Genomic DNA, 24,750 nt, shown 5'->3' on the forward strand with positions numbered 1-24,750 from the left:
GTCATGTGTGCCTGGCGTGAGACGTGTCGCGGCCCGGGGTGTCGCGCCGCAGTTGCCAGGTCCCGGGCCGGCGGCGGACAGTGGCCCCGTGACCAGCAGCCTCAACACTCCAGACCACGACCCGCGTGGCGCCGTCACCATCGACGCGCGCGGCGGTGCCCCTGCTGCCCAGGGCGGTGCTGCGGCCGCCGAGCCGCGGGGGCGGCTCACGGTGCGCGCCGCCCGGCCAGAGGATGCCGCCCGCGTCGCCCGCCTGCTGTGCCTGCGCGCGGGCACGAGCGTTGACCAGGCGAGGCAGCAGGCACCGACCATGATCGAGAACCTGCCGGCCCTCGTCATCGCCACCCTCACGCCTGAGGACGTCAGCGCCGACGACGAGGACGCCGACTCCCTGGCGGTCCCGGTCGCGCTCTCCGGTGCCTTCTTCCTGCCCGAGGGTATGTTCGAGGAGGACGGCTGGATGGTCACCGGTCTGCTCACCGACCCCGACGTCAGGCGCGGGGGCATCGGGCGGGCCGTGCTCGCCGAGCTCGTGCGGCAGGTCGGCGCGCTCCAGCCGGGTGCCGTGCTCCAGACCTTTGTGGACGCCACCCACCACGCCGCGGTCGCCATGCACATGTCCGTCGGTTTCCAGAGGGTCGAGGAGAGGCGGACCTTCGCGGGTATGGAGATGCCCGAGGGCGGCGTGGTGCTCGCCGTCGTCTGCCCCGGCTGAGTCCGGTGCCCGCGCCCACGCTGACTCAGGGCTGGGTGGGGGCCGACGTCGGCACCGGCGTCGGGTCCGCCAGCCTCAGGGCGTCACGCGGCACCGTGTACTCCACGCCCGGGTAGCGGCCGAACTGCTCCTCGTCCGTGCGCGGACCGTAGGCGTCCAGCATGGCCAGGGCCTGGCCCGGAGTCGGCCATTGCGCAGAGGCGGACGAGCCCGTGGCAGTTGCCGGCGGGAACCAGGCCGTTGACTCCTTGGGCCGCCGCATGATCCGGCCGGGGGCGCGTCGGTCTCGCAGCGCGTGCGCCCGCCACGTGTGCACGGGGTGGGAGGAGCCCCACACCACCAGGTGCAGCCACAGGCCCTTCTCACGGGCGGCGCGGTCCGCCATCGCGTGCAGGTTGACCTGCGCGCCCAGGTACTTGCCGCCGGACAGCAGCCCGATGGCGCCGGGCACGCCCTCGGGCGCGACCGAGTAGCCGTGGTTGTCCGCCGTGTACTCCTGGGCACGCGACAGGGCCTGGCTGAGGAGGGGGATGTTGGAGGCCAGCATCGTCGCGACGATCCGGAACCAGGAGACGTGCCCGGCTGCGAGGTGGCCCACCTCGTGGCCGATGACGAAGCGCAGCGCCTCGGGGTCGCGTGCCTTGCCGCCGATCTCGAACAGGTCTGAGTGGACGACGATGAAGCGCCTGAACCCGTGTCCTGAGGCGAAGGCGTTGATCGTGCCGTTGCCGAGCACGACGTAGGCGTCCGGGACGCGGCGCAGGCCGAAGTGCTGGGCCGCCTCGACCACCATCCGGTACCCCTCGGGGAACTGGGTGGGGCTCATCTGGACGGCCAGGGAGCGCTGCTGAGCGTAGAGCAGAGCGCGCACGACCCACACGATGACGGGAATGAGGGGGACGAAGAGGAGGAACTGCGCCCCGTAGGACGTGGCGTCCCCGACGAGGAACTCGCGGACCTCAGCGAGCCAGCCGGTGGGCTCCGGCACGGTGAGGAGCCAGCCGCACAGCACGGCCCACAGGCCCAGGCCCAGCCCGCTGAGGAGGACGCTCGCCCACAGCAGGGGCAGCTCGGCAGGGTGCCGCAGCGGCTTGATGCCCCCAAGCCCGTGCACGGTGGCTCCGTTGAGGAGGGTTGGCGGCGTGGCCTCGGGGGCCGGGACCCCCGCGGGTGGCACCGGCGCGGTGCTGGAGACGGGTGAGGGGCCTTCGGGGGCAGGGGAGCCGGGTCCGGGGACCTGAGGGGTGAGGTGATCGGTCATGATCTCACGCTATGGCTGTGCACCGGTCCACTGGATGGGCCGCGGAGACGATCTGCCACCGGTGCGGCGTCCTTCTGCAGCAGGAGCACTGTCGTCCTCCTGGGGGAGGAGCGCCAGCCGGGGCGGGGCCTGGGTGCCTCCGGGCACGGGCGGCGCCAGAGCGTGGGGCGAAACGCCTGCGATAGGGCGGGGCTAGGGTCGGGCGCGTGACCGACCCGCAGCCAGGACCCGCCGCCGTGCCCGCCATCGCCGTGACCGGGGCCCCGGCGCCGCCGGCCTCCCCTCTTGACCCCGGTGCCGAGGTCGCGCCCGGGACCGAGTGGGGCATGCAGGTCACGGTGCGCTACGACAAGGTCCACCCCTCGCGCCGCATCGACGTCGCCGAGGCCACCGCGCGCGCCGTCGTCGCCCTGCTCGCCTCAGCCGAGGCCGCCCCCGGCGGGCCCTGGCACGACGCCGTTAGCTACTGGCACGACGGGCGCATCCGCAAGCTGGTGCGCCGTGCCCGCGGCCGACGCTGGGACGAGGTCCAGCGCCTGCCAGGAGTCACCGTCACCCAGGACGGCCCCCTGGGCTGGGCCCCCGCCGCTGCCCGCGCCCTCGTCCCGGCCCCCGTGCGCCCGTTGCCCGCGGCACTGGCCAAGACGCAGGTCGAGGGCACGCACTTCCCCCACGGCGACGAGCTGCCGCCCCCGCCTGCTGCGGTCACCGCCGCGGTCCACCGGGCTGGGGGTGCGTGCCGGACGGAGGAGCTGCTGGCCCTGGGCAGTGCCTCGACCTCGCAGCGAGCGCTCGTCACCATCGAGGTGACCCCGCTGCACGAGATGACCTCCGGCAAGCTCTGCGCCCAGGTGGCCCACGCCGCCCAGCTGGCCTGGCAGAGCCCGCAGATGCCATCGAGCCTGCGCAGCGCCTGGGCCGCGGACGGCTACCGCGTGCGCGTCGTCCTGCCCGGGCCCGGCTCGTGGCGCTCGACGCCCCGTCCGGTCTCGGTCACGGACGCAGGGCTCACCGAGCTCGAGGGGCCGACGGAGACGACCCGCGCCTTCTGGTGACGTGTCGCCCATGGATCCCGTTCGTCCGCGATCCTGGCCGGCCGCCGGGGCCACGGACGAACGGGACGCAGGCCTTGCGCCCGGGTTGCGGGACTCAGAGGGCGACGGCGGAGGACACGCTCACGGCAGCCTCCGTCTGCACCGGCTCGGCCTCCTCCACCGGCTCAGGCGTACCCCTGAACACCCACAGGCGCATGAGCGTGTACAGGTACAGGCCCTCGCAGCAGGCCGAGACGACGCGTGCGAGCTCGGCGTTGACACCAGCCAGGTGCAGGAGGCTCGACAGCCCCACGATGAAGATGGCGTACTGGCTCACGAGCCCGACGACGTAGCGGCCGCCCTGAGAGGACAGCGAGCCGTGGGACTGGAAATTGAGCCACCGGTTGAGCACTAGCGAGTAGGCTCCGGCCACGAGGTAGCCGAGGGTCACGGCCAGCGGGTAGAACCAGTGCAGCCGCTCGTACATCACCCACAGCAGGCAGATGTCGATGACGAAGGCGGAGCCGTTGATGAGGGCGTAGCCGATGAAGGTCACGGGCACGAGGGCGCGCAGACGCCGGGGCAGGACCCGGTGGATGCGGGAGATGACCTTGAGGAAGGCGCGCGGGGCGCGACGCGAGGGGTCGTCGAGGACGTCGAGGCGGCCCCGAAGCCGGTCACGCACCGCGCCGGTCGCCGTCCGTGCCGCTACCGACATCACGTCCTCCTCCTGCGGCCTGCCACCTGCTGAGCGCCGCACGACGACGAGTCTTCCCTGCCCCGTCCGGTCCGGCAAGACCGCCAGGATGAGATCAGGGACGCACCCGGGTCCTCCCTGAGGAGGGGCTGCTCCTCACGCCGTCGCAAGGTGCCCCTCACGAGGGCTGCGAGAGCGCCTCGACCACGCCTCGGCGCAGAACCTGGCCGCCGGCGTCCGCCGGGTGGTGCAGGACCCGGAGCCCCACGGTGCGGGCCGACTCGATGTTCTGTGCGTTGTCGTCCACGAAGAGGGCCTCGTGGGCGCTCACGCCGACCAGGCGGACCACCGTCTCGAAGTAGCGCGGGTCCGGCTTGGCGACCCCGAGCGTGCAGGAGTAGGCGTCGATGTCGCACAGCCCGTCGTAGCCCAGCTGCGAGCGCATCCACCCCATGCGCTCGACCTGCTGGTTGGTGGCCAGCACCGTCACGTACCCGGCGGCCCTGAGGTCGCCCACCAGCTGGCGGGCGAGCGGGTCCGGGGTCGCCCGCCACCACACCTGCAGGAGGTCCTCGACGCTCGACGTCAGGTTCAGACGGTGCACGAGCCTGTCGAGCACGGCCGCAAGGGGTTCGCGGCCCTCCAGCGCGGGGTGCTCGGAGGCGAGGAACTGGTCTGCGAAGTCCTCGCCGCCCACCTCGGCCAGCGCCTGGTGCCAAGGGGTGCCGATGATCTGCAGGACGCCGTCGGCGTCGAGCAGGACGGCGCGCACGGGGCCGGTGCCCAGCGGGGGGACGGTGGGCTCGATCGGGGAGCCGGGCCCGCCGGCCGTGGTGGGGCGGCCTGAGGGGCGGGAGCTGAGGGGCTGAGGCGTCTCGGCACGGGGCATGGGCCGATACTGCCCGAGACGGTCCGACGGCGCAGCCGCCCGGGGCGGCCCACGCGCGGGGCGGTGGGACACTGGGCGCATGCATGAGCACGCCACCGACGCCACCGGGCGCGCGGCCGCGGTCCTCACGGACGCGGACGCCTACACCTCCTCACTCATCGAGCTCGTCACCGCCTCGCCGTCGAGCTACCACGCGGCAGCGGCCACCGCTGCCCGGCTGGCGGCTGCGGGCTTCGCCCAGGTGGACGAGACCTCCCCCTGGGGAGAGGACCTGCCCCGGCGCGGCTACGTGCTGCGCGACGGCGCCGTCGCCGCGTGGATGCTGCCCGACGCTGCCGGCCCCGGCACCGCCTTTCGCGTCGTCGGCTCCCACACGGACTCGCCGGCCCTCAAGCTCAAGCCCGCCGCTGCCGTCACCCGCGAGGGACACCAGCTCATCAACGCCGAGGTCTACGGCGGCCCGCTGCTCAACTCCTTCCTCGACCGCGACCTCGGCCTCGCCGGCCGTCTCGTCACACATGACGGCGCCGTCCACCTCGTGCGCACCGGCCCGGTGGCGCGCGTCGCCCAGCTGGCCCCGCACCTGGACCGCAGCGTCAACGAGGACCTGCACCTGGACCGCCAGGCCCACCTCATGCCCCTGTGGTCCCTGTCCAGCCAGGCGGCCGGTGCCGAGGACGCCGCCAGCCGCGGTGCGGCCGACGCCGTCGAGCAGTACCTGTGCGAGCTGGCGGGGATCGCGCCCACCGAGCTCGCCTCACACGACGTCCTCACCTACCCCACCGAGGCCCCGGGGCGCCTCGGCCGCCACAGCGAGATGCTCGCCTCCTCGCGCCTGGACAACCTCAGCTCCGTGCAGGCCAGCCTCGTGGCCCTTGAGTCCCTGGCGGCCGGTGTGGGCGTCGGCGCGGACGGCACGCAGAGCTGGGAGGCGGCCACGGCGCGCGACGCCGTCGTCCTCATCGCCAACGACCACGAGGAGGTCGGCTCCGAGACCCGCTCCGGCGCCGCGGGACCCTTCCTCGAGTCGGTGCTGCGCCGCCTCGCGCGCCGCATGGGCCTGGAGGGTGAGGACTGGGAGGCGCTCCTGGCCCGCTCCGTGTGCGTGTCCGCCGACGCCGGCCACGGTGTCCACCCCTGCTACCCGGACAAGCACGACCCTGCCGTGCGCCCGGTGCTGGGAGGCGGCCCCCTGCTCAAGGTCAACGCCAGCCAGCGCTACGCCTCCGACGCCGTGGGCGCGGCCGTCTGGGAGCGGGCCTGCCGCGCCGCCGGTGTTCCGCACCAGGTCTTCGTGTCCTCCAACGCCGTGCCCTGCGGCTCGACCATCGGGCCCATCACGTCCACCCGTCTGGGGATGACGACGGTGGACGTGGGCCAGCCGCTGCTGTCCATGCACTCCCAGCGAGAGCTGTGCGCCGTCGTGGACGGTCCCTGGCTCGCTCAGGCGCTCGCGGCCTTCTGGGCGGGGCTGTGAGCGCAGCGCTCTGGCGCGACGTCCCGCCCGTGCGCAGCGCCGGGGCGCGCCCCACCGACCCCTGCCCCTGCGGCAGCGGCCAGGGCTTCACCGACTGCTGCGAGCCGCTGCTCGACGGCGCGCCCGCGCCCACCGCGCAGGCGCTCATGCGCTCGCGCTACACGGCCTTCGTCGTCGGCGACGAGGACCACCTGTTTCGCACCTGGCACCCGCGCACCCGACCGCCCGGCCCCTACTGCCAGCCGGGCACGCGGTGGCTGGGCCTGACCGTCCACGAGTGCGTCGGGGGAGGTGGCGAGTCCGCCGACGGCGAGGAGGCCCTCGTCGAGCTCACCGCCCGCTACGAGGCACCTGACGGGCGCGGCGGGACCGTGGTCAACGCGCTGCACGAGCGCAGCACCTTCCTCAGGCGCGCCGGCCGCTGGCTCTACGTCGGCGGCGAGCACCAGGCACTGCGCTGAGCCGCCGTGCCGGCGCGCCCGCCGGCTCAGTGCCAGGTGCCGCGCCAGTACTGCTCGGGGAAGCCCGCCTCCTGCCAGCCGTCCACACCCAGCTCGTGGGCCCAGCGCAGCGGCGCGTACGGGTCGCGCAGCGCGTAACGGCCCACCGCCACGGCGTCAGCCTGCCCCGTCATGAGCACCTGCTCCGCCTGCGCCCCGTTCTCAATGCGTCCGACGGCGACCACCACCGGGGCGGTGCCGCCCGGCGTCGTCATCCCCGCCACGGCCGCCCTCACCTGCGCCGCGAAACGCACCTGGTAGCCCGGACCGCTGGGCAGGTGCGCCGGGACGTTGCCAGCCGTGGAGACGTGCAGGACATCCACCCCCGCCTCGACGAGCTCGGGCGCCAGAACGGCCGTGTCCTCGCCGGTCAGACCGCCCTCCACCCAGTCGGTCGCCGACAGACGGATACCCAGCACCCGGCCCTCGGGCCCCGCGCCGAGCGCCTCGCGCACGGCCCGCACTGTCTCCAGGGCGAAGTGGCGGCGTCCCGTGACCGAGCCGCCGAACTCGTCATCACGCGTGTTCGACAGGGGCGAGAGGAACTCGTGGATGAGGTAGCCGTGCGCCCCGTGCAGCTCGATGAGGTCGTAACCGGCGGCGACAGCCCGCCGGGCAGCCGCCGCGAAGGCCTCCACCACCTCGTAGGCCTGCGCGGTGCTCAGGGCCCGCGGCACGGCGTGCCCCGGGTAGGCGATGGCCGAGGGCCCCACCAGGTCCCAGCCCTCCAGGGTGCTGGTGCGTGCCCCGGCGCCGTCCTCGGCCGCCGTCGGCCGCCACGGCGGGGTGCCGGCCTTGCGGCCCCCGTGACCGAGCTGGATCCCGGCGAGCGCGCCACCGGCGTGGATGGCGTCGACGAGGCGCCGGTGACCCTCCACCTGGGTGTCCTGCCACAGCCCGAGGTCCTTGGGGGACAGGCGGCCGCCCGGCGCCACCGCCGTCGCCTCCACGACGACCGTTCCGAAGCCGCCCTGGGCGCGGGTCGCGTAGTGCAGCAGGTGCCAGTCGGTGACCACGCCGTCGTCGGCGCTGTACATGCACATGGGCGGCAGCCACAGGCGGTTGCGCGCCGTCACCCGGCGCATGGTCAGGGGCTGGAGCACAAGGGGCGTGCTCGCTGAGGTCCGTGTGGAGGTCCGTGCGGTTGTGCTCATGTGACCGACGCTACGTCAGGTGCCCCCGCGTGCGGCAAGGGCCGGGCGGCAGGGGATCCGGGCGGTGAGCGCACCGTGTGGGGCAGGCCTCAGTGACCCCGGGCGCCCCGGCCCCGATAGCCTGCGTGCGATGACCACCTCCGGCCCCTCGCTCCGCTCCCGTCCTGTCCGCTACGGCCTAGCCGGCCACGCCCCCGCCCCCGTCACCACCGAGGTTGACGGCGTCGCCCTCGTCTTCGAGGGAGGGGGCATGCGCGGCACCTACACAGCCGCGCTCGTGCAGGTCATGCTCGAGGCGGGCCTCGCCTTCCCCTGGGTAGGGGGCATCTCCGCCGGCTCGACCAACACCGTCAACATGGTCTCGCGGGACCTGTGGCGCACCCGCGAGGCCTTCGTCGGCCTGCCTGCTGACCCCGAGGCCGGTGGCTGGTCCTCCTTCGCCCGCGGGCAGGGCTACTTCAACTCCGAGCACATCTACCAGCACACCTCGCTGCCAGACGAGCGCATCCCCTTCGACTGGCCCGCCTTCGCCGCCTCGACCTCCACGGTGCGCATCGGCGCCTTCCGTTGCGACACCGGTGAGGAGGTCTACTGGGGGCTGGAGGACATGGCACAGCTGACGGACCTCACGGCGCGCTGCCAGGCCTCCTCCTCGATGCCGCTGCTCATGCCGGTTGTCCACATCGACGGCGTGCCCTACCTCGACGGCGCCCTGGGGCCGACCGGCGGCTTCGCGACGGACGCGGCGCTCGCCGACGGCTACGAGCGCATGCTCGTGGTCTCCACCCGGCCGGCGGGCTACCGCAAACCGCCGGAGAGGCGCGCCGCGGCCTACCGGCACCTGTTCCGCCGGATGCCGGCGGTGGCACAGGGCATCATCGAGCGCCCGGACAGCTACAACCGGACGGTGGAACGGCTCGAGGAGGAGCAGCGGGCGGGACGCGTCTACCTCTACCGGCCCGAGCGCATGCCCATCGAGAACGGCGAGCTGCGCTACGACCGCGTCTCGGGCGCCTACGAGGCGGGGCTGGTGCAGGCGCGCCGCGAGCTGCCGCGGATCCTGGAGTTCCTGGGCCTGTGAGCCGGCCGGCGCGGGCGAGCCGGGCCGCGGCCCGCCACGCGCGCCGTCAGCCGCGCGGCCCCTCGGGACGCCCCCCGTCGAAGCCGAAGACCGTCACCGCGGGCACCCGCGGCCCTCCGCGCAGCTGCGCGGCCAGCAGGTCCATGACCTGCCGCTCGTGCGGAGGGACCCGGCTGGGCAGGGCGTCGAGCGGGTACCAGGCGAGCCCCGCGCTGCGCGCCGCCTCCGCCCGGGTGGGCTCGCCCTGCCAGCGCCACAGGGCGAAGAACCAGTCGACGCGCTGCTCGATGGGGTCTGCGCCGAGGTCGTTCGTACGGTGCGTGACCGTCAGAGGATCCAGCGCCGCCGCCTCGACGCCGACCCCCAGCTCCTCGCGGGCCTCACGCACCGCCGCGTCGAGGACGGACTCGCCGGCCTCCACGTGGCCGGCGGCACCGCAGGCCCAGTAGCCGTCCATGTAGCCGGTGCCCAGGCGCAGCTGGAGCAGGACCTCAGGCAGGGCGTCAGGCCCGGCGCCGGGGGGCTCGCGCAGGAGCAGGACGTAGGCGGCGGGGACGAGGGCGAAGCGAGGCAGGGGCACAGCCACACGCTACCGGCGGCGCAGGCGCTCACAGGCCGGCCACAGCGCGCTCATGCCCGGCTGAGAGCGCGGCCGCACAGGCTCGTGGTGCGGCGCCCGCACGGCCCCGGACGCCGCAGCGCCGTCACCAACACGCTAGGAGCTGCCATGACCCGCTCGCACCGTCTGCCCGCCTCGGCAACCGCCACCCCCAGCACCTCACACGTGCCCGCCCGCGTGCCCGGTGGGCCGCTGCTGCGCCGGCGTGGAGTCCTGCTGGGTTCCGTCGCCCTGGCCACCACCGCCGCAGCCACCGCCACCGACCGTGGCGCCCTCACCGTCCACCGTCACCGTCAGCGGCGCGGCCGGGTGGGCCGCGGGCGGCATCCGCCAGAGCGCTCTTGTGGTAATCCTACAAGCATTGGCTCATGTCGCCGACGTCGTCGTGGGATGTCCCGAGGCGTGTGGAGGTCTACGGTTGTCGCATGTCGCTGAACGAGAACCGATCCTCCTCCCAGTCCCGCCTGCGTGCGGCGGGTGCGGCCGGGGCCGCTGTCAGCGCCGTCCCGACGGCGCGCGCCACCTCCGCCTCCCTCCTGGGCGTGCTCGCCCGCGAGAGCCTGCTCGTCATCGCCGGCACCGGCGCCATCGCCCTCGTCGGCCAGCTGCGGGTGCCGCTGCCCTTCACACCCGTCCCGGTCACGCTGGGCACGCTGGCCGTCCTCGGGGTCGGCGCCGTCCTCGGCTCGCGGCGCGGTGCGACCTCCGCCCTGCTGCTGGCCGCGGCCGCGGCCCTGGGACTTCCGGTGCTCCAGGGCTTCACGAGCGGTGTCACGGCGTCCTTCGGCTACGTCATCGGCTACGCGCTGGTGGCGGCCCTCGCCGGGCGGGCCGCGCGCGCCACCTCCTGGCCCCGCCGCCTGGGCCTCATGCTCCTGGCCTCCGCGCTCGTGTACGTGCCTGGCCTGATCTGGCTCGCCGTGGCCACCGGCGCCCCGCTGGGCGCGGTCATCGCGATGGGGCTGGCGCCCTTCGTCGTTGGCGACGTGCTCAAGTCGCTGCTGGCCTCGCTCCTGCCCGCCCGCCGCCAGGCTCTGTGACAACGTTCCCCCTCCCCTCCCTGTGCGGCGGCCTGCTGCGCGGTGCGGTGCCCTCGGGCGCTGCCCGGGCGGCAGGCCGCCGCGTCCCACCGTCACCGCCCCTCGGTGGCCTAGCCTGAGGCACATGCCCTCCAGCGCCCCGGTCCTGTCCGTCCTCGACCTCGTCCCCGTCAGCGCCGGACGCAGCCGGGCCCAGGCGCTGGCCGAGATGATCGAGCTCGCCCACACCGCCGAGGCCAGCGGCTACCACCGCTACTGGATCGCCGAGCACCACGGCTCGACCACCTACCTCGCTGCCGCCACCACCGTCCTCATGGGGCAGGTGCTGGCGTCCACCGAGCGCATCGGCGTCGCCTCGGGCGGCATCATGCTTCCCAACCACGCCCCGCTCGTGGTGGCTGAGCACGTGGGCACCCTGGCCGAGCTCTATCCCGGCCGCGTCGGCCTGGGTCTGGGGCGGGCCCCCGGCACCGACCCGCTCACCGCCTCCGCCCTGCGCCGCCGCGCGGCGGACCCCCGCTCCTTCGCCCAGGAGGTCCTAGAGACCCTGGCCTACCTCGGGCAGGTGCCCGACGGCCTCGCCGCCGCCGTCCCGGGCTCCCTCCTGCCCGGTGGTGGCTCGCCCGCGGCCCCCGTGTGCCGGGTGCGTGCCGTACCGGGGGAGGGCACCGACCCTCAGACCTGGGTGCTGGGCTCCTCCGTCAACGGCGCCCGCGTGGCCGGCGCCCTCGGGCTGCCCTTCGCCGTCGCCTCGCACTTTGCCCCCGCCCAGGCGGAGGCTGCCGTCGTCACCTACCGCTCCGTCTTCGACGCCTCCGCCCCCACCTCGCCCGAGGCCCGCCCCCGCGTGGCCGCGGTCGTCAACGTCCTGGTCGCCCCCACCGAGGCGCAGGCGCAGCACCTGTTCACGACGGCGATGGCCGCCGCAGCGCGGGTCGTCGGGGGCTGCCCCGCCCCGCTGGACCCTCCCAGCAAGGACCTCGAGGCCTGGCGCGACCTGGCCCCGGGCCGGCAGGACGCCGTCGAGCAGGTCATGGCACTGTCCTTCGTGGGCACGCCCCCCGACGTCGCCGCCCGGCTACGGGCGCTGGCCGAGCGCTGGGGCCTGGACGAGGTGCTCGTGCTCAGCCACGCGCACGACGCCCGCGCCCGGCGCCGCTCCTACGAGCTGCTGGCCGGCGCCTGGGGGACGTGATCACTCTCACGATGCATCATCATGCGTCAGGCGCTGCGGGAGCTGAGCGGCCTCGCTATCGTCCTGAACGTGCATTCGTGCTCTCAACCGAGGTGACGGCTCTGGTCGCCCCCTTGGCCGTGCCCGTGTATTCTCATACGGTCCACGGTGTATATAACCTCGACAACAGCCTTGCGCACCCCGCCGAGGCTGGCGCGTGACCCACCGGCCAGGCGCCATCCCACCCCATCGGAGGTCCCCATGACCACTACACAGATCTCTCGCCGCATGTTCGGCGGCCTCGGTGCCGCAGGCATCACGGCCCTTCTGCTCGCCTCCTGCGGTTCGAGCTCCTCCGGCTCCGGCTCCTCCGAGGGCTCCGGCCAGGCCGCCTCCACCGCCGGCAAGCTCACCCTCGCCTACAACTCCGACGGCCCGCACAAGGCCTGGGTCGAGGCCGTGTGCAACTCCGTGTCCAACACGCTGGGCGTCACCATGGAGCCGCTGCCCTTCGCCCAGTTCTCCGAGATGCGCGCCCAGATCACGGACCACACCCTCGTCGGCGCCTTCCGCACCGGCTGGCAGGCCGACTACCCCTCGATGGCCAACTTCCTCGGCGCCTGCTACCAGACCGGCGCCGGCGCCAACGACTCGCGCTACTCCAACAGCGAGTTCGATGAGGTCCTCGACGAGGCCGCCGCCGCCAAGACCGACGACGCCGCCCTCGCGCTCTACCTCAAGGCGCAGTCCATCCTCCTCAAGGACCTGCCCGCGGTCCCGCTGTGGTACCAGAACGGCTTCGGCGGACACTCCAACAACGTCTCCAACGTCGTCTTCAACTGGCGGTCCGTGCCCGAGTACCACGCGATCAAGACCACCGCCCCCAACGGCATCATCACCGCCAACGACACCGAGCCGCAGAACGCCCTCATCCCCTCCAACACCAACGAGGTCGGTGGCGGGCGCATCGTTGACCTCGTCTTCGCCAACCTCGTGCGCTTCGAGACCGACGGCACGGTCGTCAACGAGGTCGCCGAGTCCATCGAGACCGAGGACAACCAGACCTACACCGTCAAGATCAAGTCCGGCTGGACCTTCACCGACGGCACCCCCGTCACCGCCGACTCCTTCATCAAGGCGTGGAACTACGGCGCCCTGCTGTCCAACGCCCACCTGTCGAGCTACTTCTACGAGGTCATCGAGGGCTTCTCCTACGACAAGGACTCCGAGCTCACCGGCCTGACCAAGATCGACGACCTCACCTTCACGATCAAGCTCACCGCCCCCGCCTCCGACTTCAAGCTCCGCCTGGGCTACTCCGCCTTCGCGCCGCTGCCCGAGGCCGCCTTCGCGGACATGGAGGCCTTCGGCCAGGCCCCGATCGGAAACGGCCCCTACAAGGTGGACAGCTGGACGCACGACACCGAGATCGTCCTGTCCAAGAACGCCGACTACAAGGGCGGGCGCACCGTCGCCAACGAGGGCATCACCTTCACGATGTACACGGACTACGACTCCGCCTACAACGACCTTCTCGCGGACGCCCTCGACGTCATCGACGCCCTGCCGGACTCCGCCCTGTCCTCCTTCACCGAGGAGCTCGGCCAGCGTGCGATCAACCAGCCGGGCGCCGTCGTCCAGCTCTTCGCCATCGACTGCGAGTCCGAGCACTTCAAGATGGACGAGGAGGGCCGCCTGCGCCGCGCCGCCCTCTCGCGCGCCATCAACCGCAAGGAGATCTGCGACACGCTGTACTTCGGCACCCGCACCCCGGCCTCCGACTTCACCTCCCCGGTGATCGCCGGCTGGACGGACGATGTCGAGGGCAACGAGGTCCTCACCTTCGACGAGGCCGAGGCCAAGAGCCTGTGGGACCAGGCCAACGCCATCGCCGAGTTCTGACGCTCACGTGAGACCGTCTCTCAGGCCCTGACGGCCGGACGGTCCCACCCTTCACCGTGCACCGGGCCCGTACCCTGCGAGGTGCGGGCCCGGCGCACGTCGGGACCAGCCCGACCTGCCCGTCCCACTCCCGACCCACCCAAAGGAGACGCCGATGGTCCGCTACGCCGGACGCAGGCTGCTGCAGATGATCCCCGTCTTCTTCGGGGCCACCCTCCTGATCTACGCGATGGTCTTCGCTCTTCCCGGGGACCCCGTCGCCGCCCTCGGAGGCGAGCGTGCGCTGAGCCCCGCCGTGCAGGAGCAGATCCGTGCCAGCTACAACCTCGACAAGCCCTTCCTCGTGCAGTACCTGCTGTACCTCAAGGGCGTGTTCACCCTCGACCTGGGCACCACCCTGCGCGGCTCGCGCCCCATCGCTGAGGTCCTGGCCGGCGCCTACCCGGTGACCATCAAGCTCGCCCTCATGGCCCTGACCTTCGAGGCCGTCGCCGGCATCACGGTCGGCTTCATCGCCGGCGTGCGCAAGGGCCGCTGGTTCGACGCCACCGCCCTCGTGCTCTCCCTCGTCGTCATCGCGGTGCCGACCTTCGTCATCGGCTTCCTGCTGCAGTTCTTCATCGGCGTGCGCCTGGGGTGGCTGCCGGTCACCGCCGGCACGAGCCCGGGCCTCAAGGAGCTGCTCATGCCGGCCCTCGTGCTCGGCGCGGTCTCCTTCGCCTACGTGCTGCGCCTGACGCGCACCGAGGTCGCTGAGAACCTCTCCGCCGACTACGTGCGCACGGCCCGTGCCAAGGGGCTGTCCGGCACGCGCGTCATGGTGGTCCACGTCCTGCGCAACTCTCTCGTGCCCGTCATCACCTTCCTCGGCGCGGACCTCGGCGCCCTCATGGGCGGGGCCATCGTCACCGAGGGCATCTTCAATATCAGCGGCGTCGGCGGCACCCTCTACCGCGCCATCCTCCAGGGTGAGGGCCCCACCGTCGTGTCCTTCACGACCGTCCTCATCCTCGTGTTCATCATCTCCAACCTCGTCGTGGACCTGCTCTACGCCGCTCTCGACCCGAGGATCCGCTATGCCTGACAACCAGCACACCCTCGCCCGCCCCGGCCAGGAGCGCTTCGTCGCCGAGATCGACGAGCAGGGCCTGGGCGCCGTCGACGCCGTCTCCGACGAGTCCGCCCCCTCCTCCATGTGGGGGGAGGCCTGGAAGCAGCTGCGCCGCCGCCCGATCTTCTGGGTCTCCGCCGTCCTCATCGTCGGCGCCCTCCTGCTGGCCGCCGCCCCGGGGCTATTCACCCGCGTGGACCCGACCTTCTGCCAGCTGCGCGACTCCTACGGGCCCGCCGCGTCCGGCCACCCCTTCGGCTTCGACCGGCAGGGCTGTGACATCTTCTCGCGCACCATCCACGGTGCCCGTGCCTCGGTCACCGTCGGCGTGCTCACCACGCTTATCGTCGTGCTCATCGGCGCCGTCATCGGGTCCCTCGCCGGCTTCTTCGGCGGCTGGCTGGACGCGCTGCTCGCCCGCTTCACCGACATCTTCTTCGCGGTGCCCTTCGTGCTGGCCGCCATCGTCGTCATGCAGATGTTCAAGGGCCGTTCCTCCATCGCCACCGTCGTGCTGGTGCTCGCGGTCTTCGGCTGGCCCCAGATCGCCCGCATCACCCGCGGTGCCGTCATGAGCGTCAAGAACGAGGACTTCGTCACCGCCTCGCGCTCACTGGGATCGGGCCGGATCGCGATCCTCGTGCGCCATGTCCTGCCCAACGCCGCGGCCCCCATCATCGTCACCGCGACCGTCCAGCTCGGCGCCTTCATCGTCTCCGAGGCGACCCTGTCCTTCCTCGGCGTCGGCCTGCCGCCCTCGATGGTCTCCTGGGGGGCGGACATCGCCTCCGCGCAGGCCGCGCTGCGCGACCACATCTCCGTCCTCCTGTACCCGGCCGGGGCCCTGGCGCTGACCGTCCTGGGATTCATCATGATGGGTGACGCCGTGCGCGACGCCCTCGACCCGAAGGCCCGCAAGTGACTACCGCGAACACCCCCACCACCGCAGGAGCGGACACCTCCGCCCTCCTTGAGGTCCGCGACCTCGAGGTCGCCTTCCGCTCCTCCACCGGGCTCGTGCCCGCCGTGCGCAAGGCCAACCTCACGCTCTACCCGGGACAGTCCGTCGCCATCGTCGGTGAGTCCGGCTCCGGCAAGTCCACCCTGGCCTCCGCGGTCATCGGCCTGCTGCCCGGCACCGGGCGGGTCACCGGCGGCACCATCACCTTCAACGGCAAGGACATCACCCACGCCGGCGCCCGCGAGTACCAGGCCCTGCGCGGCAGCGAGATCGGCCTGGTCCCCCAGGACCCGATGAGCAACCTCAACCCCGTGTGGTCCATCGGGTTCCAGGTCAAGGAGGCCCTCAAGGCCAACGGCCTTGCCGGTGTCGCCGACGACCGCCTGGCCGCCCTGGCCGCTGCCGAGAAGGGCGACGAGGTCTCGGCCGGCGCGCGCATCGGCGTTGACGAGCAGGTCGCGCTCCTGCTGGAGGAGGCGGGGCTGCCCGACGCCGCACGTCGCGCCCGCCAGTACCCCCATGAGTTCTCCGGCGGCATGCGCCAGCGTGCCCTCATCGCCATCGGCCTGGCCGCCCGCCCCAAGCTGCTCATCGCCGACGAGCCCACCAGCGCCCTGGACGTCACCGTCCAGCGCCGGATCCTCGACCACCTCGGCGAGCAGATCCACCGCCTGGGCACCGCCATGCTGTTCATCACGCACGACCTGGGCCTGGCCGCCGAGCGCGCCGAGCACATCGTCGTCATGCACCGCGGCCGCGTGGTCGAGTCCGGTCCCTCCGTCGAGGTCCTTCAGGACCCCCGTCACCCCTACACCCAGCGCCTGGTCCAGGCGGCCCCGTCACTGGCCTCGCGCCGCATCCAGACAGCTCACGCCGCCGGTATCCAGGTGAGCGAGGACGAGCTCGGTGTGCACGAGATCCCCGACGACGTCGATGAGGTCCTGCGCACCGAGCACCTGACGAAGATCTTCAACATCCGCGGTGCCAAGGGGGAGGCCAAGACCCTCAAGGCCGTGGACGACGTCACCTTCGGGGTGCGCCGTGGCACCACGACGGCGCTCGTGGGGGAGTCCGGCTCCGGCAAGTCCACGGTTGCCAACATCATCCTCAACCTCCTGGACCCCACCTCGGGCAGGGTCCTCCACAACGGGGTTGACCTGTCCACGCTGGGTGACAAGGAGCTCTTCGCGCTGCGCCGCATCATGCAGCCGGTCTTCCAGAACCCCTACGGCTCTCTCGACCCCATGTACTCGATCTTCCGGGTCATCGAGGAGCCGCTGCGGGTGCACCGAGTCGGCACCCGGCAGGAGCGCGAGAAGCGGGTGGCTGAGCTGCTGGACCTCGTGTCCCTGCCGCGCTCGGTCATGCGCCGTTACCCCAACGAGCTCTCCGGCGGCCAGCGCCAGCGCGTCGCCATCGCCCGAGCCCTGGCCCTCAGGCCCGAGATCATCGTGCTGGACGAGGCGGTCTCGGCCCTCGACGTCCTCGTCCAGGCGCAGGTGCTGCGCCTGCTGACGGACCTGCAGGCCGAGCTGGGCCTGACCTACCTCTTCATCACCCACGACCTCGCCGTGGTCCGCCAGATCGCGGACGACGTCGTCGTCATGGAGCACGGGCGGGTCGTGGAGTCCGGGCCCTCCGACGAGCTCTTCGATCACCCGCAGCAGGAGTACACGCGAGAGCTCATCAACGCCGTCCCGGGAGCCTCCATCCCCTTGTTCGGCGCCTGAGCCCTCACGGGCCCTCTCCACGCCGTCGGGCCGCCCCGCGCAGGGGCGGCACGAAGGCGTGAGAGGGGGCACAAGGGAGGTGTCGTTTCCGTCATGGCGAGGCCCTGAGCCAGCCCCGTACCCTGGCGACGGTGTGCCCGTCGCCTGCGGACACCGGTCCCCAGGCGCGCCGACCGACCCTGGGCGCGCCTCCCGGATGGAGGAAGAGCCCCATATGACCGTGCGCCAGGACCTGCGCAACGTCGCCATCGTCGCCCACGTCGATCACGGCAAGACCACCCTCGTCGACGCGATGCTCTGGGAGGCAGGGGCCTTCGGCACCCGCGCCACCCAGGAGAACACGGCCGAGCGTGTCATGGACTCCGGAGAGCTCGAGCGCGAGAAGGGCATCACCATCCTCGCCAAGAACACGGCCGTGCACTACGCGGGGCCAGCCGCGGTAGCCGCCGGGCTGCCCGAGGGCCTGACCATCAACGTCATCGACACCCCCGGCCACGCCGACTTCGGCGGTGAGGTCGAGCGCGGCCTGTCGATGGTTGACGGAGTCGTCCTGCTCGTGGACGCCTCCGAGGGACCGCTGCCCCAGACGCGCTTCGTCCTGCGCAAGGCCCTGGCCGCGAGCCTGCCGGTTATCGTCGTCGTCAACAAGGTGGACCGCCCCGACTCGCGCATCAGCGAGGTGGTCGAGGAGACCACGGACCTGCTGCTCGCCCTCGCCTCCGACCTGGCAGACGAGCACCCCGACATCGATCTCGACGCCGTCCTCGACGTGCCCGTCGTCTACGCCTCCGCCAAGGCCCGCCGTGCCGACACCGTCCAGCCGGCCGACGGCGAGCTGCCCGCCAACACGGACCTCGAGCCCTTGTTCCGCACCATCATCGAGCGCATCCCCGGCCCGTCCTACGACGAGGGAGCCCCGCTCCAGGCGCACGTGACCAACCTCGACGCCTCCCCCTTCCTGGGGCGTCTGGCGCTGCTGCGCATCCACAACGGCACCCTGCGCAAGGGCCAGACCGTTGCCTGGGCGCGCCATGACGGCACCATGTCCAGCGCCCGCGTCTCTGAGCTGCTCGTCACCGAGGGCCTGGACCGCGTTCCCGCCCAGGAGGCGCACGCCGGTGACATCGTCGCCGTCGCCGGCATCGAGGACATCACCATCGGCGAGTCCCTCGTGGACCCCGAGGACCCGCGCCCGCTGCCTCTCATCACCGTGGACGACCCCGCCATCTCGATGACGATCGGCATCAACACCTCCCCGATGGCCGGGCGCACCAAGGGCGCCAAGGTCACGGCCCGCCAGGTCAAGGACCGCCTGGACCGTGAGCTCGTCGGCAACGTGTCCCTGCGGGTGCTGCCGACCGACCGCCCCGACGCCTGGGAGGTCCAGGGACGTGGGGAGCTGGCCCTGGCGATCCTCGTTGAGCAGATGCGCCGCGAGGGCTTTGAGCTCACCGTCGGCAAGCCGCAGGTCGTCACCAAGATGATCGACGGCAAGCGTCATGAGCCCGTCGAGCGCATGACGATCGACGTGCCGGAGGAGCACCTGGGCGCCGTCACCCAGCTCATGGCCGCGCGCAAGGGCCGCATGGAGACCATGACCAACCACGGCACGGGGTGGATCCGCATGGAGTTCCTCATCCCGGCGCGCGGGACCATCGGCCTGCGCACCCAGTTCCTCACCGAGACCCGTGGCACGGGCATCGCCTCCTCCATCGCGGAGGGCTACGAGCCCTGGGCGGGGCAGATCATCTCGCGCACCACCGGTTCGCTCGTCTCCGACCGTGCGGGAGCCGTCACCGCCTACGCGCTCGTGCGCCTGCAGGACCGTGGCACCTTCTTCGTCGAGCCGACGCAGGAGACCTACGAGGGGCAGGTCGTCGGAGAGAACCCCCGCAACGAGGACATGGACGTCAACGTCGTGCGTGAGAAGCAGCAGACGAACATGCGCTCGTCCACCGCGGACTCCTTCGAGGCCCTCACCCCGCCGCGCCGTCTCACCCTGGAGGAGAGCCTGGAGTTCGCCGCCGAGGACGAGTGCGTCGAGGTCACCCCTGAGGCGGTGCGCATCCGCAAGATCATCCTCGACACGCAGGAGCGCTTCAAGGACGCGGCCCGTCGTCGTCGTTCCGAGGCCTGACCGGCCCGCAGCGGACCTCCACCACGACCCTGCCCAGGAGCGCCCCATGGACAGCACCCCGACCCCCGACGACGCCACTACCGAGGCCCCGGACCCGGCCGAGGAGCCGGCCGAGGCCCCGGACCCGGCTGAGGAGCCGGCTGAGGCCCCGGACCCGGCCGAGGACCCGGCTGAGGCCCTCACCGCCGAGCTCACGCCCGTAAGCGAGGAGGGCGCCGTCGGTGCCGAGGACGGTCCTGCCCGGTCCTACGGCTGGTGGCCCCCCAGCTCGTGGCCCCGCGGCCGGTGGTCCCTGAGCAGGGTCCTGGGCCTGGGCGCCGCGGCCCTCCTCCTCATCGTGTGGGGCGGCACCGCGGTGGCCACCACCCAGCACGTCTTCACAGGCTCGAGCGTCTCGGGCGTCGCGGTCGGCGGCATGAGCGCCTCCCAGGCCGAGCACGTGCTCACCCAGGCCATCGGGGAGCAGCTCGCCCAGAGCGTCACCGTCGCCGTCCCCGGCGACGACTCCACCCCCGTCGCCACCGACACGCTCGTCCCCGACCAGTGCGGCGTCAGCCTCGACGCCGCGGCGAGCATCGACACGCTGACCTCCTTCACCCTCAACCCCGCCACCCTCATCGACCGTCTCACCGGCGCCCGGACCCAGGCCGTCACCACCGTGGACGCCCAGGCCCTCACGGCCGCCCTCAACGCCAGGCTCGACACCCTGTCCCAGGGCACGGTGGACGCCACCGTTACCCTCGACGGCACCACGCCCGTGCTCACCCCCTCCTCCGCCGGGACCGGCGTCGATGTCGCCGCCTCCGTCCACGCCCTGAGCCAGGGCTGGCCACTGGGGCAGGAGACCGTCACCCTTGTCGCCGGCCGGACCGAGCCAGCCATCACCGACGCCCAGGCCCAGGCCCTCATCGACGGCGTCCTGACGCCCCTGCTCGCCTCGGACGTCACCGTCAGCGCCGCCGGCACCGAGGTGGCCTCCCTCGCCCAGGCCGACGCCGTCCTCAGCCCCGCACAGCTCGCCGGCGCCACCAGCGTCGTCAACGAGTCCGGGACCCTGTCCGTCCACCTCGACCCGGCACTCCTGCGCGAGGACGTCCTGGCGCAGATGGGACCCGCGGTGGAGACCGCGGTCGTCGAGGCCACCTTCACCATCGAGGCGAGCGCCTCCGCCAGACCCGTCTTCGTCCCCGGCACCGCCGGGCGCGGCATCGACGGCGAGGCCCTGGCCTCCGCGGTGCTCGGCACGGCCACCGGCCCGCGCACGGTCACGCTCCCGGTGGCTGTCACCGAGCCTGAGCACACCGAGCCGCAGGCGCAGTGGGGCATCACCGAGGTCGTCGGCGAGTACGCCACACCCTTCTACTACGACCCCCGGCGCACCCAGAACCTCATGGCCGGGACAGCCGCCATCAACGGCACCGTGGTGATGCCAGGGCAGACCTTCTCCCTCACCGAGGCCCTGGGGCCCGTGGACGCCGAGCACGGCTTCGCCTCCGCCGGCGTCATCACCAACGGCGTGCACTCCGACGCCGTCGGAGGTGGCCTGTCCCAGGTGGCCACCACCGTCTTCAACGCCGGCTTCGAGGCCGGGATGGACGACGTCGAGCACCACCCCCACAGCGTGTGGTTCCCCCGCTACCCGGCCGGGCGCGAGGCCACCTTGTGGACGGGCTTCCTCGATGTCAGGTGGACCAACTCCACCCCCTACGCCGTCCTCGTCCAGGCCTGGGTGTCCGAGGACGACGTCCACGTGCGCCTGTGGTCCACCCACTACTACGACGTCACCATCGTCTCGGGCGAGCACACCGGCTACCGTCCGGTGCGCACCGAGACCTCGACCGCGCCCGGCTGCGAGCCCTACGGGGGCGGCGAGCCCGGCTTCGACATCACGGTCACCCGTACCCGCAAGGCACCTGACGGCACCGGCCCCGACGACGACGTGCTCACCACCTCCTACGCGGCCGACAACATCCTGCGCTGCGTGGACCCGAACGCGCCCGCCACCGTGGCCCCCACCGCCTCGCCGGGCGTCTAGCGCGTGGCGGGGCGGTGGGGGCCACGTGCCCGCCACCACGGCCGACTGCCTTGGGGTGCGTCCACGCAGCGGCACATACTTGCCACAGACCCACCGCCGCGGACCCCGCCTCCTGCGGCAGCCGGCCCGAGGAACGAGGAGAGCACATGACCTACGTGATCGCCCAGCCCTGCGTCGATGTCAAGGACAGGGCCTGCGTCGATGAGTGCCCCGTGGACTGCATCTACGAGGGTGCGCGCACCCTCTACATCAACGCTGACGAGTGTGTGGACTGCGGGGCCTGCGAGCCCGTGTGCCCCACCGAGGCGATCTTCTACGAGGACGACGTCCCCGAGGAGTGGATCGACTACACGCGCGCCAACATCGACTTCTTCGAGATCAAGGGGCTCGGTGCTCCCGGCGGCGCACAGCGTGTGGGCCCCCTCGACTACGACGACCCCATGATCGCCGCCCTGCCCCCGCAGAACGAGGAGTGGAAGGCCGCGAACGGCTGACGTCCTGCGGTCGGTGGCCGCCCCGCCCGCCAACCGTCCCGGCCGCCGACCGTGCCGGGCGCCGCCCCGCCCGCTGGGACACAATCAGGCCATGACCTCCACGACCCCCGCGCTGCCCAGGCCGCTGGCCCTGCCCGACTTCCCGTGGGACTCGCTCGTGCCCTACCGCCGGCGGGCCGCCGAGCACCCCGAGGGCACTGTTGACCTGTCCATCGGCACCCCCGTTGACCCCACCCCCGCCCTCGCCCGCGAGGCGCTGGCCGCCGCCTCCGACGCGCCCGGCTACCCGGCCGTCGTCGGCACCCCGGCGCTGCGCGAGGCGGCTGTGCGCTGGTTCGCCCGCCGTCGCGGCGTCACAGGCCTCACCGGCTCCCACGTCATCCCCACCACTGGCTCGAAGGAGGCCGTCGCCCTCCTGCCCAGCCACCTGGGTGTGCGTCCCGGAGACCTCGTCCTGCACCCCCGGGCCGCCTACCCCACCTACGACGTCGGTGCCCGTCTGGCCGGGGCCACACCCGTGCCGGTCGATGTCGAGGCCGACCCCACCACCTGGAGCCTGCCCGAGGGCAGCCCGGTCATGGTGTGGCTCAACAGCCCCGGCAACCCGGACGGCCACGTCCTGTCCGTGGAGCAGATGGCGCGCGTCGTCACCTGGGCGCGGGCGCGCGGCGCCGTCGTTGCCAGCGACGAGTGCTACGCCGAGCTCGCCTGGGCCGAGCCGTGGGCCAGCCAGGGCGTGCCCAGCCTGCTCGACGCCCGCGTCAGCGGCACCCTGCCCGACGGCGCGCCCGACCTCACCGGGCTCATCGCCCTGTACTCCCTGTCCAAGCAGTCCAACCTCGCCGGCTACCGCGCCGCCCTCATGGCCGGCGACCCGCGCCTGCTCGCCGCCGTCACCGAGGTGCGCAAGCACTCCGGCCTCATGGTCCCCGCCCCCGTCATGGCGGCCATGACCGCCGTCCTGGCCGACGACGCGCACGTGGACGCCCAGCGCGAGACCTACCGGCGCCGCCGGGAGCTGCTCCTGGAGGCCACCCACGCCGCGGGCCTCGTCAACGACGAGGACTCGGCCGCGGGCCTGTACCTGTGGCTGCGCGGCCCCGCGCACATGAGCGCCTTCGACCTCGTGGGCGCCTTCGCCGAGCTGGGCATCGTCGTCGCCCCAGGGGACTTCTACGGGCAGGCCGGCGCCGGACGCGTGCGCGTGAGCCTGACGGAGACCGATGAGCGCGTCGAGGCCGCCTGCCGGCGCCTGGCGGCCACCGACCTCCTGCGAGCCTGAGGCGACCGCTCCCACGACCCTGCCGCTACAGTGACAGACGGCTCAGTCCCCCGCTCACGTCAGGAGGAACCATGACCAACCTCAACGACGCCGACGGCCCCGGCGTCCTCACCATCGAGGACACCAGCCTCGTGCTGCCCCGCGTCCACGCCACGGACGGCTCCGACGGCCTGGGGATCTCCACCCTCTTGGGCGCCACCGGCATGGTCACCCTGGACCCGGGCTTCACCAACACCGCCTCCACCACCTCGGCCATCACCTACATCGACGGCGGCGCCGGCATCCTGCGCTACCGCGGCTACCCCATCGCCGAGCTCGCCCGCTCCTCCACCTTCACCGAGGTCTCCTACCTGCTCATCAACGGCGAGCTGCCGGACGCCGACACCTTCGAGCGCTTCGAGCGGCGCATCGCCCGCCACCGCCTGCTGCACGAGGACTTCCGCTCCTTCTTCACCTCCTTCCCGTCCTCCGGGCACCCCATGGCGATCCTCCAGGCCGGTGTCGCCGGGCTTGCCACCTACTACGAGGACACGCTCAACCCGCACGACCCCTACGAGCGCGAGCTCGCCACCGTGCTGCTGCTGAGCAAGGTGCCCACCATGGTGTCCTACATCGCCCGGCGCGCCATCGGCCTGCCCCTGATGTACCCCGACCCTCGGCGCGGCTACGTCGAGGACTTCCTCCACATGACCTTCGGCATGCCCTACCAGAGCTTCGACATCGACCCGAGCGTCGTGCGCGCCCTCGACATGCTCCTCATCCTCCACGCCGACCATGAGCAGAACTGCTCCACCTCCACCGTGCGCCTGGTCGGCTCCTCGGACGCCAACATGTACGCCTCCGTGGCGGCCGGCGTCGGCGCCCTGTCCGGACCGCTGCACGGCGGTGCCAATGAGGCCGTCCTGCGGATGCTCGACCGCATCCAGAACGACGGCATGAGCACCGCCGAGTTCGTCCGCAAGGTCAAGGACAAGGAGGACGGGGTGCGTCTCATGGGCTTCGGGCACCGCGTCTACAAGAGCTACGACCCCCGTGCGGCCCTCGTCAAGGCCGCCGCCCACGACGTGCTGGCCCGCCTGGGCTCGGACGACGGCGACCGCAAGCTCGAGATCGCCATGGAGCTCGAGCAGGTCGCCCTCAGCGACGAGTACTTCGTCTCACGCAACCTCTACCCCAATGTGGACTTCTACACCGGGCTCATCTACCAGGCGATGGGATTCCCGACGACGATGTTCACCCCGCTGTTCGCCCTCGGCCGTCTGCCGGGCTGGATCGCGCAGTACCGCGAGATGATCTCCGACCCGGCCAAGCGCATCGGCCGCCCCCGCCAGGTCTACACCGGCCAGGTCGAGCGGCACTACGTCGCCATGCACCGCCGCGAGCGCGACGCGCACGAGTACCCGGACTTCCGCAGCGGGCAGCACGAGATCGACCGCGTCAACCGCGTCTGACGCGCG

The 24,750-nt window shown here is 72.5% G+C and carries 21 protein-coding genes; 16 read left to right on the top strand and 5 right to left on the bottom strand.

Features of this window, described 5'->3' with window-relative positions:
- The first annotated feature begins 88 nt into the window (after positions 1-88).
- A complete protein-coding gene (locus ACSJJR_RS06350; protein WP_435942735.1) occupies positions 89-715 on the top strand; it encodes an N-acetyltransferase family protein in 627 nt (208 codons plus the stop codon).
- Positions 716-740: 25 nt separating this feature from the next.
- On the opposite strand, the gene ACSJJR_RS06355 is transcribed toward ACSJJR_RS06350, so the two are convergent.
- Positions 741-1,976, bottom strand: coding sequence for a M48 family metallopeptidase (locus ACSJJR_RS06355; RefSeq protein WP_435942736.1), 1,236 nt, complete (start codon positions 1,974-1,976; stop codon positions 741-743).
- A gap of 326 nt (positions 1,977-2,302) precedes the next feature.
- Here ACSJJR_RS06355 and ACSJJR_RS06360 point away from each other — a divergent pair, with 326 nt between their 5' ends.
- On the top strand, positions 2,303-3,031 hold the full coding sequence (locus ACSJJR_RS06360) for a peptidyl-tRNA hydrolase (protein WP_435942810.1): 729 nt from the start codon (positions 2,303-2,305) through the stop codon (positions 3,029-3,031).
- Positions 3,032-3,125: 94 nt separating this feature from the next.
- Here the strand turns inward: ACSJJR_RS06360 and ACSJJR_RS06365 are convergent, their stop codons facing one another.
- Entirely contained in the window at positions 3,126-3,728 is a 603-nt protein-coding gene (locus ACSJJR_RS06365; protein WP_435942737.1) for a GtrA family protein, read from the bottom strand.
- A gap of 157 nt (positions 3,729-3,885) precedes the next feature.
- On the bottom strand, positions 3,886-4,596 hold the full coding sequence (locus ACSJJR_RS06370) for an HAD family hydrolase (RefSeq protein WP_435942738.1): 711 nt from the start codon (positions 4,594-4,596) through the stop codon (positions 3,886-3,888).
- Positions 4,597-4,675: 79 nt separating this feature from the next.
- On the opposite strand from ACSJJR_RS06370, the gene ACSJJR_RS06375 reads away from it, so the two are divergent.
- Both ACSJJR_RS06375 and ACSJJR_RS06380 read left to right on the top strand, forming a co-directional pair.
- Positions 4,676-6,073 carry a M18 family aminopeptidase gene (locus ACSJJR_RS06375; RefSeq protein WP_435942739.1) on the top strand — a complete coding sequence of 466 codons (1,398 nt, stop codon included), beginning with the start codon at positions 4,676-4,678 and terminating at the stop codon, positions 6,071-6,073.
- Entirely contained in the window at positions 6,070-6,534 is a 465-nt protein-coding gene (locus ACSJJR_RS06380) for a YchJ family metal-binding protein (protein ID WP_435942740.1), read from the top strand. The genes ACSJJR_RS06375 and ACSJJR_RS06380 overlap by 4 nt, the downstream gene beginning before the upstream one ends.
- Positions 6,535-6,560: 26 nt before the next feature.
- On the opposite strand, the gene ACSJJR_RS06385 is transcribed toward ACSJJR_RS06380, so the two are convergent.
- Positions 6,561-7,727, bottom strand: a complete 1,167-nt coding sequence (locus ACSJJR_RS06385; protein WP_435942741.1) for an NADH:flavin oxidoreductase/NADH oxidase — start codon at positions 7,725-7,727, stop codon at positions 6,561-6,563.
- 130 nt (positions 7,728-7,857) lie between these two features.
- On the opposite strand from ACSJJR_RS06385, the gene ACSJJR_RS06390 reads away from it, so the two are divergent.
- Positions 7,858-8,808, top strand: coding sequence for a patatin-like phospholipase family protein (locus tag ACSJJR_RS06390; RefSeq protein ID WP_435942742.1), 951 nt, complete (start codon positions 7,858-7,860; stop codon positions 8,806-8,808).
- A 46-nt stretch (positions 8,809-8,854) separates the two neighbouring features.
- Here the strand turns inward: ACSJJR_RS06390 and ACSJJR_RS06395 are convergent, their stop codons facing one another.
- Positions 8,855-9,388: an NUDIX domain-containing protein gene (locus tag ACSJJR_RS06395; protein ID WP_435942743.1), complete on the bottom strand. Its 534-nt coding sequence runs from the start codon at positions 9,386-9,388 to the stop codon at positions 8,855-8,857.
- A 464-nt stretch (positions 9,389-9,852) separates the two neighbouring features.
- On the opposite strand from ACSJJR_RS06395, the gene ACSJJR_RS06400 reads away from it, so the two are divergent.
- The 11 genes from ACSJJR_RS06400 (at position 9,853) to ACSJJR_RS06450 (ending at position 24,744) form a co-directional block, all read left to right on the top strand.
- Entirely contained in the window at positions 9,853-10,467 is a 615-nt protein-coding gene (locus ACSJJR_RS06400; RefSeq protein ID WP_435942744.1) for a biotin transporter BioY, read from the top strand.
- 124 nt (positions 10,468-10,591) lie between these two features.
- Positions 10,592-11,662 carry an LLM class flavin-dependent oxidoreductase gene (locus ACSJJR_RS06405; RefSeq protein ID WP_435942745.1) on the top strand — a complete coding sequence of 357 codons (1,071 nt, stop codon included), beginning with the start codon at positions 10,592-10,594 and terminating at the stop codon, positions 11,660-11,662.
- Between the two features lie 240 nt (positions 11,663-11,902).
- Positions 11,903-13,543 carry an ABC transporter substrate-binding protein gene (locus ACSJJR_RS06410; RefSeq protein WP_435942746.1) on the top strand — a complete coding sequence of 547 codons (1,641 nt, stop codon included), beginning with the start codon at positions 11,903-11,905 and terminating at the stop codon, positions 13,541-13,543.
- 154 nt (positions 13,544-13,697) lie between these two features.
- On the top strand, positions 13,698-14,627 hold the full coding sequence (locus ACSJJR_RS06415; RefSeq protein WP_435942747.1) for an ABC transporter permease: 930 nt from the start codon (positions 13,698-13,700) through the stop codon (positions 14,625-14,627).
- The gene (locus tag ACSJJR_RS06420; protein WP_435942748.1) at positions 14,620-15,576 is read left to right on the top strand and encodes an ABC transporter permease; all 957 of its coding nucleotides are present in this window, start codon (positions 14,620-14,622) and stop codon (positions 15,574-15,576) included. The genes ACSJJR_RS06415 and ACSJJR_RS06420 overlap by 8 nt, the downstream gene beginning before the upstream one ends.
- Complete coding sequence (locus tag ACSJJR_RS06425; protein ID WP_435942749.1) at positions 15,573-17,345, top strand: dipeptide ABC transporter ATP-binding protein; 1,773 nt, start codon at positions 15,573-15,575, stop codon at positions 17,343-17,345. Before ACSJJR_RS06420 ends, ACSJJR_RS06425 begins: the two co-directional genes overlap by 4 nt.
- Before the next feature lie 214 nt (positions 17,346-17,559).
- Positions 17,560-19,482: a translational GTPase TypA gene (typA, locus tag ACSJJR_RS06430; protein WP_435942750.1), complete on the top strand. Its 1,923-nt coding sequence runs from the start codon at positions 17,560-17,562 to the stop codon at positions 19,480-19,482.
- Between the two features lie 46 nt (positions 19,483-19,528).
- Positions 19,529-21,517, top strand: coding sequence for a VanW family protein (locus ACSJJR_RS06435; RefSeq protein WP_435942751.1), 1,989 nt, complete (start codon positions 19,529-19,531; stop codon positions 21,515-21,517).
- 146 nt (positions 21,518-21,663) lie between these two features.
- A complete protein-coding gene (fdxA, locus tag ACSJJR_RS06440) occupies positions 21,664-22,011 on the top strand; it encodes a ferredoxin (RefSeq protein WP_435942752.1) in 348 nt (115 codons plus the stop codon).
- 91 nt (positions 22,012-22,102) lie between these two features.
- Positions 22,103-23,293: a succinyldiaminopimelate transaminase gene (gene dapC / locus ACSJJR_RS06445; protein WP_435942753.1), complete on the top strand. Its 1,191-nt coding sequence runs from the start codon at positions 22,103-22,105 to the stop codon at positions 23,291-23,293.
- A 71-nt stretch (positions 23,294-23,364) separates the two neighbouring features.
- Complete coding sequence (locus tag ACSJJR_RS06450) at positions 23,365-24,744, top strand: citrate synthase (RefSeq protein ID WP_435942754.1); 1,380 nt, start codon at positions 23,365-23,367, stop codon at positions 24,742-24,744.
- The last annotated feature ends 6 nt before the right edge of the window (positions 24,745-24,750 follow it).

The organism is Actinomyces sp. W5033, from assembly GCF_051303165.1.

Excerpts from the sequence above, each read along its gene's own strand:
- ACSJJR_RS06400 (WP_435942744.1), top strand. The coding sequence starts at position 9,853 with ATGTCGCTGAACGAGAACCGATCCTCCTCCCAGTCCCGCCTGCGTGCG.
- ACSJJR_RS06435 (WP_435942751.1), top strand. The coding sequence starts at position 19,529 with ATGGACAGCACCCCGACCCCCGACGACGCCACTACCGAGGCCCCGGAC.
- ACSJJR_RS06355 (WP_435942736.1), bottom strand. The coding sequence starts at position 1,976 with ATGACCGATCACCTCACCCCTCAGGTCCCCGGACCCGGCTCCCCTGCC.
- ACSJJR_RS06365 (WP_435942737.1), bottom strand. The coding sequence starts at position 3,728 with ATGTCGGTAGCGGCACGGACGGCGACCGGCGCGGTGCGTGACCGGCTT.
- fdxA (WP_435942752.1), top strand. The coding sequence starts at position 21,664 with ATGACCTACGTGATCGCCCAGCCCTGCGTCGATGTCAAGGACAGGGCC.
- ACSJJR_RS06420 (WP_435942748.1), top strand. The coding sequence starts at position 14,620 with ATGCCTGACAACCAGCACACCCTCGCCCGCCCCGGCCAGGAGCGCTTC.
- ACSJJR_RS06390 (WP_435942742.1), top strand. The coding sequence starts at position 7,858 with ATGACCACCTCCGGCCCCTCGCTCCGCTCCCGTCCTGTCCGCTACGGC.
- ACSJJR_RS06450 (WP_435942754.1), top strand. The coding sequence starts at position 23,365 with ATGACCAACCTCAACGACGCCGACGGCCCCGGCGTCCTCACCATCGAG.
- ACSJJR_RS06410 (WP_435942746.1), top strand. The coding sequence starts at position 11,903 with ATGACCACTACACAGATCTCTCGCCGCATGTTCGGCGGCCTCGGTGCC.
- ACSJJR_RS06375 (WP_435942739.1), top strand. The coding sequence starts at position 4,676 with ATGCATGAGCACGCCACCGACGCCACCGGGCGCGCGGCCGCGGTCCTC.
- ACSJJR_RS06370 (WP_435942738.1), bottom strand. The coding sequence starts at position 4,596 with ATGCCCCGTGCCGAGACGCCTCAGCCCCTCAGCTCCCGCCCCTCAGGC.
- typA (WP_435942750.1), top strand. The coding sequence starts at position 17,560 with ATGACCGTGCGCCAGGACCTGCGCAACGTCGCCATCGTCGCCCACGTC.
- ACSJJR_RS06405 (WP_435942745.1), top strand. The coding sequence starts at position 10,592 with ATGCCCTCCAGCGCCCCGGTCCTGTCCGTCCTCGACCTCGTCCCCGTC.
- ACSJJR_RS06415 (WP_435942747.1), top strand. The coding sequence starts at position 13,698 with ATGGTCCGCTACGCCGGACGCAGGCTGCTGCAGATGATCCCCGTCTTC.
- ACSJJR_RS06385 (WP_435942741.1), bottom strand. The coding sequence starts at position 7,727 with ATGAGCACAACCGCACGGACCTCCACACGGACCTCAGCGAGCACGCCC.
- ACSJJR_RS06360 (WP_435942810.1), top strand. The coding sequence starts at position 2,303 with ATGCAGGTCACGGTGCGCTACGACAAGGTCCACCCCTCGCGCCGCATC.
- dapC (WP_435942753.1), top strand. The coding sequence starts at position 22,103 with ATGACCTCCACGACCCCCGCGCTGCCCAGGCCGCTGGCCCTGCCCGAC.